Consider the following 17,973-nt stretch of genomic DNA (forward strand, 5'->3'; position numbering starts at 1 on the left):
CGAAGGTCCTCCATGTACCAGCAGCCCGGTCCGCAGGCGCCGATCTCCTACTACGGGGTTCCGGCGGAGCCGCCCCGGAAGACCGGAAAGATCATCGCGATCGTCGTCGCGGCGGTGGTGCTGTTGTGCTGCTGCGGAGGCGGTCTCGTGCTCGCTCTGCGGCCGGATTCCGTCGCCGGCTTCTTCAAGGGCCTGGTCGACGCCGTCAACAGCGATGTGAGCAATGCGGAGGTCGGCGACTGCGTCAACGACGCCACGAACGTGGATGACGTCAAGATTGTGGACTGCGCCTCGGCCGACGCGGCCCGCAGGGTCGCCGGTGTGCTGGAGAACCAGACCGAGGCCCAGTACCACGCGGACGGTATGTGTGACGAGTTCCCCGCGACGGAGTACGTGATCTGGATTGGCCGCGGGGGTGGCCGGGGCGCCGTGTGGTGCCTGGAGCCGATCAAGAAATAGCGCCCGGTGTGCCAGACTGCCGCCTGCATCAGTCGCTGAACGGACGAGGTCGGCCGCGCTGAAGCGGCGGTGCCGCCGAACCGTCCGGACGGCATGCCTGGAGCTGTTCGTCAACCGGGTCGCGAAGATTCTCAGCGAACGCTAAGGTGACGCGGTCTCCGTGACGGTACGTGAGACGTCACGCCCCCGCCGCGACTCGTTCCGGACGAGGGCACCCCTCGGAAGGAAAGAACCACATGAGCGAGCAGGTAACCCCCGCGGTCCAGGAGACCCCGGAGCCGTCGAAGGCGAAGTCCGCCGCGGCCGGCGCCGGCAAGAAGATCCTGGGCTACGTGGTGGCCGCCGCTGTCGTCTTCGGCGGCTACACGGCGTACAACTACCTCACCGGTGACATCACGATCGCCAAGGCCGGCGACTGCGTCAACAACGCCACGGACGTCGATGACGTCAAGGTCGTGGACTGCACCTCCGCCGACGCGGCCCGCAAGGTCGCCGGTGTGCTGGAGAACAAGACCCAGGCCGACTACGACCGTGACGGCATCTGCGACGCGTTCCCGACCACCGAGTACATCATCTTCGTCGGCAAGACCAACAACGGTGACATCTGGTGCCTCGAGCCCCTCAAGAAGTGACCTGGTTCACCGTGATGCGAGGCTGACTCGCGCCCGGTATACCACCTTCGCGGCGGCGTGGTGAGTTACGACCATAAGTCGTAACTTTCGCCACGCCGCCGTCGTCTTCCCCGGTACCGTCCGGTGTGGTTGGCTACCCGGAACGCCACGACTGTGCGACCAGCCAATGACGACTGACCGTCAGGAGGACGACCGATGGGTGAAATGGTGGATTACCCCAGTAACGGGGGTGCCAGCGAGGGCTACCTCGCGCTGCCCAAGAGTGGCAGCGGACCTGCGGTCATCGTGATCCAGGAATGGTGGGGACTGGTCCCGCACATCATCTCGCTGGCCGACCGGTTCGCCGATGCCGGGTTCGTGGCGCTCGCGCCCGACCTGTACCACGGCGCGCACACCACCGAGCCCGACGAGGCCGGCAAGCTGATGATGGGCCTGGCCATGGACCAGGCGGCGAAGGACATCGCGGGTGCCGCGAGATACCTGGCCGGAAGGCCGGAGACCACCGGTGGCGTGGGGGCTGTCGGCTTCTGCATGGGCGGCAGCCTGGCACTGTGGTCCGCCACGGTCAGCGAGGAGATCACGGCGGCGGTCGGCTTCTACCCGGCGCTGCCGTGGGAGCGCATGGCCCCGCAGTGGTCGAACTACCAGGGCAAGACCGCGATGATCCATTGCAGCGAGGAGGACGGCACCTCCGCCGCCCCCGGCATCAAGACCGCCCGGGTCGCCATCGAGGAGGCCGGCGGCACCTGCATCGTGCACGACTACCCCGGCACCCACCACGCGTTCGTCAACGACGACCGGCCCGAGGTGTACAACGCCTCGGCGGCGGCCAGCGCCTGGGCGCGGACGGTGGAGCTGCTGCGCACCAGGCTGTGACCTCGGCCGAGGGCTCGTCCCGGCGGCCCGCCGGGACGGCCCGTGGACCGTCCTCGGGCGCGGCCGAGCTGGCCGCGCTCGACGAGGAGATCTCCCGCTGCCGCCGGTGCCCCCGGCTGGTGGCCTGGCGGGAGGAGGTCGCCGCGACCAAGCGGGCGGCATTCCGGGACGAGGTGTACTGGGGCCGGCCGGTCCCGGGCTTCGGCCCCGCGGACGCGCCCATCATGATCCTCGGGCTGGCCCCGGCGGCGCACGGCGGCAACCGCACCGGGCGCATCTTCACCGGTGACCGCAGCGGCGACGTGCTGTTCGCGGCGCTGCACCGGGCGGGCCTGGCCAACCAGCCCACCAGCGTGTCCCGCGACGACGGGCTGGCGCTGACCGGTGTCCGGATCGCCGCCGCGGTGCGCTGCGCGCCCCCGGACAACAAGCCGACGCCGGTCGAGCGCGACACCTGCGCGCCCTGGCTGCACCGCGAGGTCACGCTGCTGCGGCCAACCCTGCGGGTGGTGATCGCGCTCGGCGCGTTCGCGTGGGCGGCGTGGTGGCCTACGCTGTCCACGGTGTACGGCGTCAAGCCGCCGGTGCCGCGTCCGAAGTTCGGGCACGGGGCAGTCTTCCTCCCGGAGGGCGGTTCCGGCAGTCCGGAGCGGGGACCGGCGCTGCTCGGCTCGTACCACGTCAGCCAGCAGAACACCTTTACCGGGCGACTCACACCCGCCATGCTGGACGACGTGCTGAGCCAGGCCCGGCACCTGGCCGGTCTCGACTGAGTCGACCTCGACGACGTCGGGCCGCCGACCTGGCGCCGGTGTGGAAGCGATATTCGGAGCGGGGATCCATGGGAGCGTTGCGTCGCTGGTGGCCGTTGCTGGCCGTGGCCGCGCTGCTGATGCTCGCGGCCGCGACGGCCTCGGTCTCGGTGCTGCCGATCGGCCGGGCCGCGCCGGAGCAGTCCGCGTCGCCGAATCCGACCCCGACGGCCTCGGCCTCGCCGACCCCGCGGTCGTCCCCGTCGCCCTCGGCCGCGCCGGAGGAGGCCGCCGACGCCGGCTGGCTGGGCGCGGTGGGGCTGGGCGCGCTGCTGCTCATCGGGGCGGCCGTGCTGGTCGTGCTGCTCAAGGCAGCCGCGAAGTCGACCACGAAGTTCCGCCGCCGGGCCATCCGGGAGAAGCCGCCGACACGCCTCGCGCAGCTCACCGACGAGGAGGAGGTCGTCGCGGCGCTGGACGCGGGCCTGCTCGACCTCGACGACGACGCCGCCGATCCGCGTACCGCGGTCATCGCCTGCTGGGTGCGCCTGGAGCAGGCCGCCGCCGCGGCGGGCGTGCCGCGCCTGCCCGACGACACCGCCACCGACCTGGTCGTACGCATGCTGCACCGCCGCAGCCTCGACGCCGGGGTGCTCAACGGCTTCGCCGACGTGTACCGCCGCGCCCGCTACGCCACCCACCGCGTCGACGACGACATGCGTCTGCAGGCCCGCGCCTCCCTGCACCGCCTGCGCGACGAGCTGACCGCCGGCACCCGCACCGAGGCGACGGCATGAACGGGCGCAGCGCGGGAATCATGTCGGCGGGTCGTCGTGGCTGTTACGGGCGCAGCGAGGAGCAGGCATGAGTCGGCACCAGGAACATGACGACTTCGTGGACGGCGACGTCGACGACGGCGCGACCCTCGGCGACCTGCTCGGCGGGTTCAGCCGGCCGGAGGGCCCGGTCGCGGTCCGCCCGCCGCGGCCGAAGGCGACCCGCTGGCTGAGCCTGCTCGGGTTCGCCATCGCCTGGACCGCCGCCGGCTGGATCACGCTCCAGGTGCTCAGCCTGAGCATGCCGTTGCCGCTGCTGTTCGCCGTGGCGCTGACCGTGTGCGGGGTGTGGCGGATGGCGCGCTCGCTCAAGGCCCCGCTGCCCCCGCGCCGGGCCGGCCGGGCCGTCGCGGACGACCAGTCCGAGGTCACCGACGGGCTGCGGCTGGCGGTCGCCCGCTGGGAGACCATCCTGGAGTGGAGCCACACCGACGCGGCCCGCTTCCAGCGCCGGGTGCAGCCGCGCCTGGCCGAGGTCGTGGACGAGCGGCTGCGCCAGCGCCACGGTGTGAACCGCGCGACCGAGCCGGAACGCGCGCGTAGGCTGCTCGGTGATCCGCTCTGGACGCTCCTCACGGTGCCGGCCAAGCGCCCGCCCAGCACCCGCGAACTCGATGTGATCGTCAATGCCTTGGAGAAACTGTGAGCATGCAACCGATCCCCGCCGCTGAGGTGGGCCGTCTCGCCCAGCAGGTGCTCGACCGGGTCGGCACCGTGATGGTGGGCAAGCGCGATTCGCTGGAGCTGGTGCTGGCGGGCATTCTCGCCGGCGGCCACGTGCTGCTGGAGGACCTGCCCGGCCTGGGCAAGACGCTGACCGCGCGCACCTTCGCCCAGGCGCTGGGCCTGGACTTCCGCCGCCTGCAGTTCACCCCGGACCTGCTGCCCGCCGACGTCACCGGCTCGTTCCTGTACGACCAGCGCACCCACGACTTCACCTTCCGGGCCGGTCCGGTCTTCACGAACCTGCTGCTCGCCGACGAGATCAACCGCACACCGCCGAAGACGCAGGCGGCGCTGCTGGAGGCGATGCAGGAGAAGCAGGTCTCCGTCGAGGGCGTGACGTACCGCCTGGAGGCCCCGTTCGTCGTGCTCGCCACCGCCAACCCGATCGAGTACGAGGGCACCTACCCGCTGCCCGAGGCGCAGCTGGACCGCTTCATGCTGCGCGTGTCGTTCGGCTACCCGGAGGCCGACGAGGAGCTCAACGTGCTGCGCCGGCGAATGGTCCGCCGCCAGGAGGAGTCCGAGGTCGAGCCGGTCGTCGACGCGCCCACGCTGCTGCGTATGCAGGCCGGCCTGGAGCAGATCGAGGTCGAGGACTCCATCTGCCGCTACCTGGTGTCGCTGGCCGCGGCCACCCGCGAGCACCCGGCGGTGCTGGTCGGCTCGTCGCCGCGCGGCTCGCTGGCGCTGCTGCTGCTGTCGCGGGCCCGTGCCGCGCTGGCCGGGCGCGACTACGTCATCCCCGAGGACGTGAAGGGGGTCGCGCTGCCCGCGCTGGCGCACCGGATCACGCTGCGGCCGGAGATGTGGCTCAAGCGCATCGACCCGGTCTCGGTGGTGGCCGAGGTGCTCGCCGCGACACCGGCTCCGGTCAGCGGTGCGCTGCCGAGCCACGCCGCGTCTCCCGGCCAGCGGCCGACCCCCACCCGGGGCCGCCTGGCCGAGTTAGAGGACGAGCTGCTGGAGCCGCCGTACCGGTCGACCGGGCTGCGAGGCTGACGTGTCCCAGCCAGGCTCTCCCGAGGGCGACCTGGAGCCCGTCGCTGCCGCCGACACCGGCGACAACTGGGCGCCCACCCGGGCGCTGGGCCGGGCGGTGCTGGTGGCAGGGCTGCTGCTGGTCGCCGCCGTGCTGCTGGGCCGCACGGACCTGGTGATCCTCGCCGCGCCGCTGGCGCTGAGCGTGGCGTTCGCCCTGGCCAAACGGCCGCGAACGCTGCCGGGCCTGCGGCTGTCCACGGTCGAGTCGTTCCCGGTCGAGGGCGGTGACCTCGGCGCGACCGTCGAGGTGGAGAACCGCGACGTCACCGGGTACGACCTGACGGTGGTGCACCTGCAGCACTCGCCCTGGCTGCGGCTGGAGGGCGGAACCGGTGACGCGGGCCCGTCCCGCCGCGGCGGCAACCGGCCCTACGTGACCCTGGTGCCCCGCGGGGTGGCCACCGCCGTCGAGCTGGCCGGTCCGGCCGTGCGCTGGGGGCGGCACTGGCTGGGCCCCGCGTCGGCGCACGCGGTGGCGGCGGACGGGCTGCTGGTCAGCCGGGCCGTGGTCACCGGCGCACTGGGCGTGAAGGTGTACCCGCTGACCGACCCGTTCAAGGCCGACGAGGCGATGCCCCGGGCGGCCGGCCTGGTCGGCCAGCACCGTTCGCGGCGGCCCGGCGAGGGTGGCGAGCTGGCGGGCGTACGCCAGTTCGGCCCCGGTGACCGGCTGCGCCGCGTCGACTGGCGGGTCTCGCTGCGCACCGAGCGGCTGCACGTGGCGGCGACGCTGTCCGACCGTGACGCCGAGGTGGTGGTCCTGCTGGACCTGCTGGCCGACGCGGGCCGCTCCGGCGGCATCGGCGGCGCCTCCTCGGTGCTGGACCGCTCCGTACGCGCGGCGGCCGCGATCGCCGAGCACTACCTGCACCGCGGCGACCGCGTCTCGGTGCTGGAGTACGGCGCGCAGGCCCGCCGCCTGCGCCCGGCCAGCGGACGGCGGCAGTATCTGACGGTGCTGGAGTGGCTGCTGGACGCCCACCCAAGCCCGACCGCCCAGGAGCGCGGCGGCGCGCAGCTCGCGGCGGGCATCTCCGCGGCGGCGCTGGTCGTCGTGCTCACGCCGCTGCTGGACGCCCGGTCGGCGTCGATGCTGGCCGGTCTGGCACGCTCGGGGCGCTTCGTCGTAGCCGTGGACACCCTGCCCTCCGACTTGACCTCGCCACCGGCGAACAACTGGAGCGACGTGTCGTACCGGCTCTGGAAGGCCGAACGGGAGAACACCATGGGCCAGCTCGGCGAGCACGGGGTGCCGGTGGTCGCCTGGGCGGGCGCGGGCAGCCTGGACGCCGTGCTGCGGGACGTGTCGCGGCTGGCCGCCGCCCCGAAGGCGGTGCTGCGGTGAAGCAACTGCTCGCCCAGGTCCGCGACCTGGGCCGGATCACCGGCGGCCCGCTGCTGGTACGCGGGGTGGTCTTCGTGGCGGCCTTCACCGGCCTGCTGCTGGCCGCGCCGGGCGGGCTGCCCGCGCGGATGATGCTCGGCTTCCTGGCCCTGGCCGCCTTCCCGGCGATCGCCCCCGGCGGCGTCGCGGTGACCCTGGTGATGCTCGCCACGGTCGGGATGTGGCTGGCCGACACCATGCTGTTCCTGGCCCAGCCGTCGACGGGACGGCTGCTGGGCACGGCGGTGGCCCTCTACCTGCTGCACAACGCGGCGGCGCTGGCGGCGGTGCTGCCCTACGACGCGATCGTGGACAACCAGGTGCTGCTGCGCTGGGCGGTGCGCTCGGCGCTGGTCCTCGCCGCCGCCGGTGCGCTCACCATCGTGCTCATGACGGTGCTGCCGGGCATGTACATCACCACGCCGACGATCGCGCTGGTGGTCGGCCTGGCCGTGGTGGTGGCCGCCGTGGCGCTGCTCACTCGGCTGGGCAAGCGGCCCTGATCAGGGGTGACGTGACGGCCGTCGCTGTCCGGGATCACAGCCATCGGCGCTGATCAGGGCGAAGGCGCGGCGGTAGCGTGAATGTGTGAAGCCTGTACGGATCCTGGTGGTGGGCGCCGGCCACGTCGGCCTCTACGCCGCCCTGCGCCTGTCCAGCAAGTTGCGCTCGACCGAGGCTGAGGTCACGGTCGTCGACCCCCAGCCGCACATGACGTACCAGCCGTTCCTCCCCGAGGCCGCGGCCGGCAACATCTCCCCCCGGCACACCGTCGTGCCGCTGCGCCGGGAGCTGCGCGACTGCCACATCGTGCACGGGGCGGTGACGAAGGTCGAGCACTCCCGCAAGGTCGCCACGGTGCAGCCGGTGGTGGGCCCGTCCCGGGAGATCCCGTACGACCACATCATCGTCGCGCCCGGCAGCGTCTCCCGCACGCTGCCGATCCCGGGCCTGCGTGAGCACGCGGTCGGCTTCAAGACCATCGGTGAGGCCATCTGGCTGCGCAACCACGTGCTGGAGTGCCTGGACATCGCGGCCGCCACCACCGACCCGCAGACCCGGCAGCGCGCGCTGACCTTCGTGGTCGTGGGCGCCGGCTTCGCCGGGGTCGAGGCGCTGGGCGAGATGGAGGACATGGCGCGCGACGCGCTGCGTTACTACCCGGAGCTCAAGGCCGACGACATGCACTGGGTGCTGGTCGAGGCGACGCAGCGGGTGCTGCCCGAGGTCGGGCCGCAGATGGGCGCGTACACGGTCGAGGCGCTGCTCAAGCGCAACATGGACCTGCGCCTGGGCACCCGCCTGGAGTCCTGCGTCGACGGCGTGGTGAAGCTGTCCGACGGCGGCGAGTTCGCCGCGGACACCATCGTGTGGACCGCGGGCGTCAAGGCGCACCCGATGATCGCCGCGACCGACCTGCCCCGCACCGCGCAGGGCAAGATCACCTGTGACCCGACGCTGCGGGTCGTCGACGGCGGGGCCGTCGTCGAGGGCGCGTGGAGCGCGGGCGACTGCGCCGCGGTGCCCGACCTGACCGCCGCCGCCGGCGAGATGTGCTCGCCGAGCGCGCAGCACGCGGTCCGCCAGGCCCGCCTGCTGGCCGACAACATCGTCGCCACCGTGCGCGGCAAGGGCATCCGGGAGTACCGGCACAAGCACGTCGGCTCGGTGGCCAGCCTCGGCCTGCACAAGGGCGTCGCGCACGTGTACGGCTTCAAGGCCAAGGGCTGGCCCGCCTGGTTCATGCACCGCACTTACCACATGAGCCGCATCCCGTCGCTGAACCGCAAGGTCCGCGTGATCGCCGACTGGACCCTGGCCCTGTTCCTCAAACGCGAAGTCGTCTCCCTGGGCGCCCTCCACCAGCCCATGGACCCCTTCACCCAGGTCACCCAACCCACCCAACAACCCTGACCCACCGCCCGGCGGCCCTCGCGCCGCCCGGCCCTCGCGCCGCCCGCCGACCGAGCCGGTCCGGTGCACAACTCTTAAAGACTTGCGGCCTCCGAAGCACTCGGAGGCCGCAAGTCTTTAAGAGTTGTCGCAGGTGGGGCGAGGCCGGCCTGGGCGGGGGTCACCAGTTGCGGGGCCAGTAGAGGACGCCGCCGGAGGGGGTGCCGGGGCCGAGGAGGGCTTCCAGGGTGCGCTGGAGTTCGGCGTGGCGGGGGTGTCCGGGGGCGAGGACGACGCAGGCGGCGTTCCACTTGGTCAGGTCCTTGCGGGCGTCCAGGCGGTGGTCGTCGTTGATCGCGGGCACGATCCCGGTGCGGGCCACCTCGGACAGCACCCAGGACGTGGTGCGCCTGCCGATGCCCATGGTCGCCTTGCCGTTCGACCCGTGCGGGCCGATGAAGAAGCCCTCGGGCATGGCGAACGCGGTCAGCGCCGCGGTCGCGTACCGCATCGGCAGGGGCTGCTCCGGGGTCGGCAGCGGCACCGGCACGATGACGTCGCCGTCGGAGGCGCACTGCCGCCACAGGCCGTCGGCGAAGAAAGCGGGCACCGCGGCGCGGTCGGTGGTCGGCAGCGGGGTCGGGAACAGCGGCAGCAGCGACGCGGCGACCAGCGCCGGGACACCGATCCGCACGCCGGGCCGGTCGGCCTGCCCGGCCTGGCGCAGCGCCAGCACCAGCAGCACGGCCAGCAGCGGGATCGCGGCCAGGGCGAAACGCATCGGCAGCGCGCCGTCGACCACGGGCAGGTGCATGAGCAGCCGGTACGGGCCCGGCAGCGGGGTGCGCTCACCGTGCAGCATGATCTGCGGGCCGAGCGCGAGCGAGCACATGACCAGCGCGCCCATGCCGCAGGCCACCGCCAGCGCGTTGCGGCGCAGCCAGACCAGCAGGCCCAGCGACAGCAGCACCAGCGGCCAGCCCAGGAACGTGTTGTACTCGGCCGGGCCGGTGGTCAGCTTCGCCGCCGTGTCGTCGCCGGCCAGCGTCAGCGGCGAGAACGAGGTGAAGCCGGCCAGGTCGGCGGAGAAGTAGAAGGGGCTGAACACCCCGTCGGAGACCGACTGGGGACCCTTGAACTGCACCCACAGCGGGTATGCCAGCAGCGCCACGGCGACCGCGACGGCGATGGACAGCCCGGCGGCGAAACGAGCCAGCACGGCCCGCGACGGGCGGGTGATCGCCACGTAGGTCACCGTCACCACGGCCAGCGCGAGCGCGGTGAGGAACAGTGTCTCCTCGCCGATGAACACCTGCAGGCTGACCAGCACGCCGAACAGCGCGCCGCACCCGATGACCGGGCGCGGCCGGGCGGTGCCGGAGCGGGCCGTGCGGGCCAGCTCGACGACGCACCACAGCATCGGCGGGATCAGCCACTGGGCGGTCATGTGCAGGTGGCTGTTGGACTGCGAGACCATGCCCGGGGCGAAGCCGCAGAACGCAGCCCCGACCGCGGCCGCGACCCGGCTCGCGCCCAGCGTGCGGTGCAGCAGCAGGTACCAGGCGATCGCGGTGCCGGCCAGGTTGAGCGCGACCAGGAGCGCGAACGTGGTGGCCGCGCCGAACACGGCGGTGACCGGGGCGAGCAGCCCGCCGAGCAGGATGACCGTGGTGTTGGCCAGCAGATTGACCCCGTACGGGGCGTTCAGGCGGTCGGTGACCAGCGAGAAGTCGCCGCTCCACAGCATGGTGTCGTGGGCGAGGAACCACTCGTAGAGGATCTGGTCGGGCGGGTTGAGGGCGAGCGTGCGGGTGTCCGGGTCGGGCCAGAGCCCGAAGGTGAGCCACCCGGCCAGCGCCAGGAAGGCCAGGAAGGCGACGACATCGCGTGCCCACTCGTGCCGGCGAGCCGGCCGGCCTGCCGCGGACGCGTCCCTACCACCCCGTTGGCCAGGCAGTACGGCTTCTTCCGGGGTGGTGGTGAGGGCGGGCGCGGTGCTCGTCACGCGCTTGACCCTAGCGCTTCGGGTGCGTGTGTGGCCGGTCGGCCGCTGTGCTCACGTTCTCCGGATAGCGACAACGGGCGTGCCTCGGGCCGGGGGGAACCGCTAACGTGGCAGGGCACAGCATCGTGCAGTGTGCGCCCGGGTGGTGGAACGGCAGACACGGTTGCCTTAAAAGCGACTGCCGAAAGGCGTGCGGGTTCGACCCCCGCCCCGGGCACCAGCAGGGTTCGCGGCGTGCTCGCCGCAGCCTGTCGAATGGCGTTTCCGCGCGGTGCCGACTACAGCGCAATGAGTGGCGAAAAGCTTCAAAAATAATGACGCGCTCCGATCGCCTGCCACGGGGGAAGCGGGCGATTGGAGCGCGTTGTGGACGAGCATAGCGAGCGTCCGACGGTCTGTCACCCCCTGGTTGCCTGCTTTTCGCTCCGAGTTTCGCCAGGCGTGGTAACGATCGACGGTAGACCTGTCACAGCGTGAATTCGCAGGCTTTTCATAAGGTTTCATTAAGGATCGGGCGTCATGATTGCCCGGCCCGTCGGCCGCGCACAGCCGCGCCGTATCCGCCGCGCCGCCGAACGTGCCGACAGCGCCACCGAGCCGGTACCGCGGTCACCGCTCGCGGGACCGGATCGCCACGACGCCGCACGACGTGACGTGCGACACCGGTCCACGGTCCCGCTGGCCGTCCTCTCGCGCCGGTGCCCACCGCCTGCGATCACGCAGAAAACAGCGATCTCCGCTGGTGCGCGGATCCGCTACTCTGTCGGCACAATCCATGTGGAGGAGGCGAGACCCGCTGTGAAGAGTTCCAACCCGGTGCTCAGCCGCATCAGTGCGGCAGCGCAGCAGCCCCGGTACACGGTGCCGGGCCAGGGCGCCCCGGCGGGCTACCAGGCGGGCGGCTACCCGGAGGTCGTCCAGTCCGGACACGTCGACCGGATGACCGTCGACGACGTCGTCGTCAAGACCGTGACCCTGCTCGCCACCACCGCGGTGTTCGCGGCGATCACCTGGGCCGTGGTGCCGCTGGAGGTCATGCGGCCGGTGCTGTACGCGTCGATGTTCCTCGGCGTGATCGTGGGTCTGATCATCTCGTTCGCCCAGGTCACCAACGCTGCGGTGATCCTCGGGTACGCCGTGGTCGAGGGTGTCTTCCTCGGCATAATCAGCAAGGCCTACGAGCACTTCTTCGAGGGCATCGTGCTGCAGGCGGTCATCGCCACGCTGTCGGTGTTCCTGGCCATGGCCGCGCTCTACAAGCTGAAGATCATCCGGGCCACCCCGAAGTTCATGAAGATCGTCATCGGCGCGGCGGCCGGCCTCGGCGTCGTCATGCTGGTCAACTTCGTGATCTACCTGTTCACCGATTCGGTGGGCCCGCTGCGTGACGGCGGCCCGATCGCCATCGGGTTCAGCCTGGTCTGCATCGTCGTCGCGGCGCTGATGTTCGTCGTCAACTTCAAGCAGATCGAGGACGGCATCGCCGCCGGGCTGCCGCGCAAGTACGGCTGGCTGGGCGCGTTCGGCATCCTCGTCGAGCTGGTCTGGCTGTACCTGGAGATGCTGCGGCTGATCTCCTACTTCTCGGAAGACTGACCGGCCGCCCCGATCGGGGCACAGCCGACGACCGCCGCCTCGGGTACGCCCCGGGGCGGCGGTCCGTTTTCCGGCCCGGGACAATCCGGGGGTGAGCATCGAGCAGCTGACGCGCGCCGTCGACCTCCTGGCCAACCAGGTTGGACACTGGACCCCGGCGCGCTGGCGCGACCAGGGCGAACCGTTGCACAAGCTGATCCAGCGCCTCGCCGACCAGGCCGCGGACCTCGCCGGCGCCCCGCGCCGCGACGTGCCCCGCCTGTCCGACCTGGCCCTGCCCGACCAGCTGCGGGTCGTCGTCACCGAACTGGCTGCGGCTTCTCCATCGGCCGAGGTGACCACCGCCGCGTCCGAGGAGATCGCCGCTCTCCGCCTCACCCTGACGTGAAGGAGGGCGCCCTCCCGCCGCTTAGCGGTGTGGGAAGGCGCCCTCCTTGCCGTCTCGGCCACGTCCAAACGGTCCAAGATCGCCGTTTCCGGTCATGATCTGGCGTTATACCGCAGATCATGACCGGAAACACCGATCATCGCTCCCGCGCCGGGCAGGGATCAGCCGAGGCGCTCGATGATCATCGCCATGCCCTGGCCGCCGCCGACGCACATGGTCTCCAGGCCGATGCTCTTGTCGTGCCACTGGAGGTTGTTGATCAGGGTCCCGGTGATGCGGGCGCCGGTCATGCCGAACGGGTGGCCGACGGCGATCGCCCCGCCCATCACGTTGACCTTCTCCAGCGGCAGGCCCAGCTCCCGGTACGACGGGATGACCTGGGCCGCGAAGGCCTCGTTGATCTCGGCGAGGTCGATGTCGTCGATCGTCATGCCGGCCCGCTTGAGCGCCTGGCGGGTCGCCTCGACCGGGCCGATGCCCATGATCTCGGGGCTCATCGCGGTGACGCCGGTGGAGATGATCCGCGCCAGCGGGTTGAGCCCGAGCTCGCGGGCCCGGCTGCCGCTCATGATCACGACCGCGGCCGCGCCGTCGTTGAGCGGGCAGCAGTTGCCCGCGGTGATCCGGCCGTCGGGGCGGAACACCGGCTTGAGCCCGGCGGTGCCCTCCAGCGTCACCCCGGCCCGCGGACCGTCGTCCTGGCTGACCACGGTGCCGTCGGGCAGGGTCACCGGAGTGATCTCGCGGGCACAGAAGCCGTCCTTGATCCCCTGCTCGGCGAGGTTCTGCGACCGTACGCCGAAGGAGTCCATGTCCTCGCGGGTCACCCCGTGCAGCTGGGCCAGGTTCTCGGCGGTCTGACCCATGGTCAGGTAGATGTCGGGCAGCTCGCCGGCCTCGCGCGGGTCGGTCCAGTCCGGCGTGCCGGCCCCGGCGCGCTGCACGGAGCGGGCCTGCGCCGCGTCGAAGCGCGGGTTGTTCCAGCTCCCGCCGACGGCCGCGGCGGCGTCCGGGGGCAGCCAGTCCGAGTTGCCCCGGGCGTACCGGGACACCATCTCGACACCCGCCGAGATGAAGACGTCGCCCTCACCGGCCTTGATCGCGTGGAACGCCATCCGGCTGGTCTGCAGCGAGGAGGCGCAGTACCGGGTGACCGTGGCGGCGGGCAGCGAGTCCAGGCCGAGCAGGGTGGAGACCACCTTGCCCATGTTGAAGCCCTGCTCGCCACCGGGCAGGCCGCAGCCCAGGTAGAGGTCGTCGATCCCGGCCGGATCCAGGGCGGGGATCTTGTCCAGGGCGGCCTGGATGATGGTGGCGGTGAGGTCGTCCGCGCGCAGGTCCTTCAGGGAGCCCTTGCCGGCCCGGCCGATGGGGGACCGGGCGGTGGCGACGATGACAGCATCTGACATGAACGAACGTTAACTCGCCGGTAACTTGCCCACCAGACCGGGTGAGAAAGTCGTCAGGGGAGCCGGGGCGTCACTCCCGCGGCGTGGGCCACGGCCGGGAGGAGGGCGTACGCCCACACCCGGTAGCCGTCCGCGGAGGGGTGGTAGCGGTCGGCCGACAGCGTGTTCGGGTCGGCGCGGAACACCGGGCCGGTCTCGGCGGCCAGGTCGACCACCGCCCCTCCGGCGGCGTGCACCGCCCGCACCTGCGCCCGCGCCACCCGGCGGCCCAGGAAGCCGACGACCTGGCGCAGCGGCGGCGCGATGGCACGGGCCGCCCCCAGGTCCGGGCAGGTGCCCACGACGACCTCGACGCCGGCCTCGCGCAGCCGGCGCACCGCCGCCCCGAGGTAGGCCGCCGCGTCCGACGGGCGGCGCAGCGAGATCGCGTCGTTGCCGCCGACCAGGATCACCGCGACGTCCGGCCGGTCGCCCAGCAGGCACCGCGCCACCTGGGTGGCCAGGTCCGACGAGCGGGACCCGGCGACGCCGACACTGGACAGCGCCACGGCCTGCACCGGCCCGCCCCTGCCGGACTCGCCGCCGGACAGCAGGGCGGACAGCTGGCCGCCCACGGTGTCGGCGACCCGGTCCACACCCACCCCGAGCGCGGCGGAGTCGCCCAGCATGACCAGCCGCAGCGGGGCGGCGCTGTCCGAACCCACCGTGGTGCGCAGCGCGAGGCCCAGCCCCGGCTTGGCGTACCGGCGGCTGCGCGCCACCACCGCCTCGGCTGCCAGCAGCGCAGCCCCGCCCACCGTGCCCGCGATGAGGGTGATCGCGGCGGCCTTCCCGATCCTGCGTGCCACGGAACTCATGCCCGCTCCTCGCTCCGCTCGTCGCGGCCGTGTCCCACGAGTCCCGTGATTCGCTCGACAAGCTCGCTCATGCCTGCTCCACAACGTTCGCCTGGTCTGCCAGGCCGGCGGGGGCCTCGCCCTGGCGGACGACTTCCCACATGCGGCGGCGCAGCTGCGCCCACCGGCCGGCCGGGCCGCGATCACGGCCGTCGACGCGTACCCCGCTCACCTCGGTGCCGGCGTGGCGCGCCGCCTCGACCGCGGCCTGTGGCAGCGACCGTACCCCGTCCACGGCGGTTCGTGCGCCCGCTTCCACCCGCTGTGGCCCGGCCGGGCTGCGCAGCGCGGCGACCACCGTCGGCAGCAGCACCGATGCGGCCAGGGCATAGCCCTCCGCGGACGGGTGGAAGCGGTCCCGGGCGAACAGCCGGTGCGGCTGGGCGGAGAACGTCGGCCCGAGCAGTTCGCCCAGGGACACGGTGCGGCCCCCGGCCTCGACCACGGCGACGGTCTGCGCCGCGGCGAGCTGGCGGCTCCAGGTGCGGGCCAGCCAGCGCAGCGGCGGCCGGATCGGCTGCACGGCCCCGAGGTCGGGGCAGGTGCCCACGACGACGGTGACACCGGCCTCGCGCAGCCGCCGCACCGAGTCGGCGAGGTGGCGTACCGAGGCGGCCTGGCCGGCCCGGTGCGTGATGTCGTTGGCTCCGATCAGGATCACCGCCAGGTCGGGGCGCAGTTCGAGGGCCTCTTCCACCTGGTGCACCAGCATTCCGGAGGTCGCGCCGACGACTGCCAGGCTGTGCAGGCGCACCGGCCTTTCCAGACGCCGGGACAGTCCGGTGGCGATCAGCGCGGCCGGGGTCTGCCGGGCCCGCAGTGCGCCGAACCCGGCTGCCGAGGAGTCGCCCAGCATGGCCATGTGCACCGGCTCGCCGCCGAACCGGCCGCCGTAGAGGCCGTCCGAACGCGGCGGCGGGGCCTGCGCGATGGGGATGGTCCGCCGGGCCGCCTCGACCTGGCCGAGCAGCACCCCGACGGTGGCCAGGCCGAGCGCGGTCAGCGCGCCGCCGCCATAGACGGCCAGCTTGGCCAGATCCCTGCCGCGACGATGTGCCGCGGCGCCGCCCAGCGCAGTACGCTCGCTCATAGTGAACCCGCCTCACTCGGGAGACCCGTCGGGGAATCCTCTCTGAGGCTCCTACGTACCCAGCGGATCGTCGGCTGGTAACGCTCGCTCATGCGAGAAAGGTAGCGCTCTTCGGTTGCGCTCGGATGGAGGCGAGATGGGACGCACATTGCGGCGTACCGCAGCGTTCACGGCGTTGTGGAAGGCACTCATCACGGGGAACGGCAGCAACGCCAGCCTGGCGGACCGGTTGGGCGCGATGCCGCGCATGGTCGTGGCCACGTTGCGCGGACGGTACGACGGCCTTGGCCGGATCATGGCGATGGCGGCGGCCACGCTTTACGTGGTGTCCCCGGTCGACATGGTTCCGGAGGCGTTCCTGCTGGTGCTCGGCCTGGCCGACGACGTGATCATCGTCAGCTGGATCGCCGGGGCCCTGATCAGCGAGACCGACCGCTTCCTCATGTGGGAGAACGGCGTCAAGACGCCCGTGGGCGGTCCGATCATCGACGGCGACGTCGCTTAACGGTAATTCAACCCCGGTCTAGGCTTGACGCGTGCGCTACTACGAGAACGTCGTCGAGCTGATCGGTAACACCCCGCTGGTCAAGCTCCGGAATGTCACCGATCCCGGCGGCCCCACCGTGCTCGCCAAGGTCGAATATATGAACCCCGGCGGTTCGGTCAAGGACCGCATCGCGCTGCGGATGGTCGAGGCGGCCGAGCGGGACGGCCTGCTCAAGCCCGGCGGCACCATCGTCGAGCCGACCAGCGGCAACACCGGGGTCGGGCTGGCGCTGGTCGCCCAGCTCAAGGGGTACAAGTGCGTCTTCGTCTGCCCGGACAAGGTCAGCGAGGACAAGCAGAACGTCATGCGGGCGTACGGCGCGGAGGTCGTGGTCTGCCCGACCGCGGTCGCGCCCGAGGACCCGCGCTCGTACTACAACGTCTCGGACCGGCTGGCCCGGGAGATCCCAGGCGCGTGGAAGCCGAACCAGTACTCGAACCCGAACAACCCGCTCTCGCACTACGAGCAGACCGGCCCGGAGCTGTGGGACCAGACCGACGGCCGGATCACGCACTTCGTGGCGGGCGTGGGCACCGGCGGCACCATCAGCGGCATCGGGCGCTACCTCAAGGAGGTCTCCCAGGGCCGGGTGAAGATCATCGGCGCGGACCCGGAGGGCTCCGTGTATTCCGGCGGCACCGGGCGGCCGTACCTGGTCGAGGGCGTCGGCGAGGACTTCTGGCCGGAGACCTACGACCGGACCGTCTGCGACGAGATCGTCGAGGTCACCGACAAGGAGTCGTTCGCGATGACCCGGCGGCTGGCCCGCGAGGAGGGCCTGCTGGTCGGCGGCTCGTGCGGGATGGCCGCCGTGGCGGCGCTGAAGGTCGCCGCGCAGGCCGGGCCGGACGACGTGGTCGTGGTGCTGCTGCCCGACGGCGGCCGCGGCTACCTGTCGAAGCTGTTCAACGACGACTGGATGGCGCGTTACGGCTTCCTGCGCACGGACGAGCACGGGGCCACCGTCGCCGACATCCTGACCGCCAAGTCGCACACCAAGGGCGCGCTGCCGGAGCTGATCCACGTGCACCCCACCGAGACGGTGCGCGACGCCATCGACATCATGCGTGAGTACGGCGTCTCGCAGTTGCCGGTGCTGAAGGCGGAGCCGCCGGTCGTCACCGGTGAGGTGGCCGGCGCGGTGGCCGAGAAGGACCTGCTGGACGCGCTGTTCACCGGCGCGGCCGCGCTGCACGACCCGCTGGACCGGCACGTCGGCCCGGCGCTGCCGATGATCGGCGGCGGCCAGCCGGTCGCCGAGATCGTGGCGCTGCTGGAGAAGGCCGACGCGGCGATGGTCCTGATCGACGGCAAGCCCCGCGGCGTGCTCACCCGCCAGGACCTGCTGGCCCAGCTGGGCTGAAGCCTGCGCCACGGTGCGGGGCTCCTGACGGGGGTTCCGCACCGTGGCGGCAGCGCCGGTGTGTCGGCGATGCCACATTC

18 protein-coding genes and 1 tRNA gene are annotated in these 17,973 nt (G+C 72.1%); 15 read left to right on the plus strand and 4 right to left on the minus strand.

What is annotated here, in order from left to right; genetic code table 11:
- Positions 1-12 precede the first annotated feature (12 nt).
- The 10 genes from F6W97_RS31685 to F6W97_RS31730 all read left to right on the plus strand — a co-directional run bounded on the left by F6W97_RS31685 (position 13) and on the right by F6W97_RS31730 (position 8,620).
- Complete coding sequence (locus tag F6W97_RS31685; RefSeq protein WP_155374213.1) at positions 13-459, plus strand: LppU/SCO3897 family protein; 447 nt, start codon at positions 13-15, stop codon at positions 457-459.
- Positions 460-695: 236 nt separating this feature from the next.
- Positions 696-1,091, plus strand: coding sequence for an LppU/SCO3897 family protein (locus F6W97_RS31690; protein WP_155374214.1), 396 nt, complete (start codon positions 696-698; stop codon positions 1,089-1,091).
- Positions 1,092-1,286: 195 nt separating this feature from the next.
- Positions 1,287-1,967 carry a dienelactone hydrolase family protein gene (locus F6W97_RS31695; RefSeq protein WP_155374215.1) on the plus strand — a complete coding sequence of 227 codons (681 nt, stop codon included), beginning with the start codon at positions 1,287-1,289 and terminating at the stop codon, positions 1,965-1,967.
- The gene (locus F6W97_RS31700) at positions 1,964-2,740 is read left to right on the plus strand and encodes a uracil-DNA glycosylase (protein ID WP_155374216.1); all 777 of its coding nucleotides are present in this window, start codon (positions 1,964-1,966) and stop codon (positions 2,738-2,740) included. The genes F6W97_RS31695 and F6W97_RS31700 overlap by 4 nt, the downstream gene beginning before the upstream one ends.
- A gap of 68 nt (positions 2,741-2,808) precedes the next feature.
- Entirely contained in the window at positions 2,809-3,516 is a 708-nt protein-coding gene (locus F6W97_RS31705; RefSeq protein ID WP_155374217.1) for a DUF4129 domain-containing protein, read from the plus strand.
- Between the two features lie 67 nt (positions 3,517-3,583).
- A complete protein-coding gene (locus F6W97_RS31710; protein ID WP_155374218.1) occupies positions 3,584-4,201 on the plus strand; it encodes a hypothetical protein in 618 nt (205 codons plus the stop codon).
- Between the two features lie 2 nt (positions 4,202-4,203).
- Positions 4,204-5,280 carry an AAA family ATPase gene (locus tag F6W97_RS31715; RefSeq protein ID WP_155374219.1) on the plus strand — a complete coding sequence of 359 codons (1,077 nt, stop codon included), beginning with the start codon at positions 4,204-4,206 and terminating at the stop codon, positions 5,278-5,280.
- 31 nt (positions 5,281-5,311) lie between these two features.
- Positions 5,312-6,667 (plus strand): DUF58 domain-containing protein, encoded by a 1,356-nt coding sequence (locus F6W97_RS31720; protein WP_155374275.1) that lies wholly within the window; start codon positions 5,312-5,314, stop codon positions 6,665-6,667.
- Positions 6,664-7,209, plus strand: coding sequence for a hypothetical protein (locus F6W97_RS31725; protein WP_155374220.1), 546 nt, complete (start codon positions 6,664-6,666; stop codon positions 7,207-7,209). Before F6W97_RS31720 ends, F6W97_RS31725 begins: the two co-directional genes overlap by 4 nt.
- 85 nt (positions 7,210-7,294) lie before the next feature.
- Positions 7,295-8,620: an NAD(P)/FAD-dependent oxidoreductase gene (locus tag F6W97_RS31730; protein WP_155374221.1), complete on the plus strand. Its 1,326-nt coding sequence runs from the start codon at positions 7,295-7,297 to the stop codon at positions 8,618-8,620.
- Between the two features lie 160 nt (positions 8,621-8,780).
- Here F6W97_RS31730 and F6W97_RS31735 read toward each other — a convergent pair whose 3' ends face one another.
- On the minus strand, positions 8,781-10,604 hold the full coding sequence (locus tag F6W97_RS31735) for a hypothetical protein (RefSeq protein ID WP_155374222.1): 1,824 nt from the start codon (positions 10,602-10,604) through the stop codon (positions 8,781-8,783).
- 136 nt (positions 10,605-10,740) lie between these two features.
- Here F6W97_RS31735 and F6W97_RS31740 point away from each other — a divergent pair.
- From F6W97_RS31740 to F6W97_RS31750, 3 genes are all read left to right on the plus strand, one after another.
- Positions 10,741-10,824 (plus strand) — tRNA-Leu (locus F6W97_RS31740).
- 578 nt (positions 10,825-11,402) lie between these two features.
- Complete coding sequence (locus F6W97_RS31745; RefSeq protein WP_155374223.1) at positions 11,403-12,200, plus strand: Bax inhibitor-1/YccA family protein; 798 nt, start codon at positions 11,403-11,405, stop codon at positions 12,198-12,200.
- Between the two features lie 91 nt (positions 12,201-12,291).
- Positions 12,292-12,588, plus strand: a complete 297-nt coding sequence (locus F6W97_RS31750; RefSeq protein WP_155374224.1) for a hypothetical protein — start codon at positions 12,292-12,294, stop codon at positions 12,586-12,588.
- Between the two features lie 161 nt (positions 12,589-12,749).
- On the opposite strand, the gene F6W97_RS31755 is transcribed toward F6W97_RS31750, so the two are convergent.
- From F6W97_RS31755 to F6W97_RS31765, 3 genes are all read right to left on the minus strand, one after another.
- Positions 12,750-13,997 carry an acetyl-CoA C-acetyltransferase gene (locus F6W97_RS31755; protein ID WP_155374225.1) on the minus strand — a complete coding sequence of 416 codons (1,248 nt, stop codon included), beginning with the start codon at positions 13,995-13,997 and terminating at the stop codon, positions 12,750-12,752.
- A gap of 53 nt (positions 13,998-14,050) precedes the next feature.
- A complete protein-coding gene (locus F6W97_RS31760) occupies positions 14,051-14,854 on the minus strand; it encodes an SGNH/GDSL hydrolase family protein (protein ID WP_155374226.1) in 804 nt (267 codons plus the stop codon).
- 67 nt (positions 14,855-14,921) lie between these two features.
- Positions 14,922-15,983, minus strand: a complete 1,062-nt coding sequence (locus F6W97_RS31765) for an SGNH/GDSL hydrolase family protein (RefSeq protein WP_155374227.1) — start codon at positions 15,981-15,983, stop codon at positions 14,922-14,924.
- A gap of 136 nt (positions 15,984-16,119) precedes the next feature.
- Here F6W97_RS31765 and F6W97_RS31770 point away from each other — a divergent pair, with 136 nt between their 5' ends.
- Both F6W97_RS31770 and F6W97_RS31775 read left to right on the plus strand, forming a co-directional pair.
- Positions 16,120-16,488 carry a YkvA family protein gene (locus tag F6W97_RS31770; RefSeq protein WP_155374228.1) on the plus strand — a complete coding sequence of 123 codons (369 nt, stop codon included), beginning with the start codon at positions 16,120-16,122 and terminating at the stop codon, positions 16,486-16,488.
- Between the two features lie 31 nt (positions 16,489-16,519).
- Positions 16,520-17,893, plus strand: coding sequence for a cystathionine beta-synthase (locus F6W97_RS31775; RefSeq protein ID WP_155374229.1), 1,374 nt, complete (start codon positions 16,520-16,522; stop codon positions 17,891-17,893).
- Positions 17,894-17,973: the final 80 nt, after the last annotated feature.

Origin of the sequence: Catellatospora vulcania (assembly GCF_009720385.1) — a bacterium.
Lineage (GTDB): Bacteria > Actinomycetota > Actinomycetes > Mycobacteriales > Micromonosporaceae > Catellatospora > Catellatospora vulcania.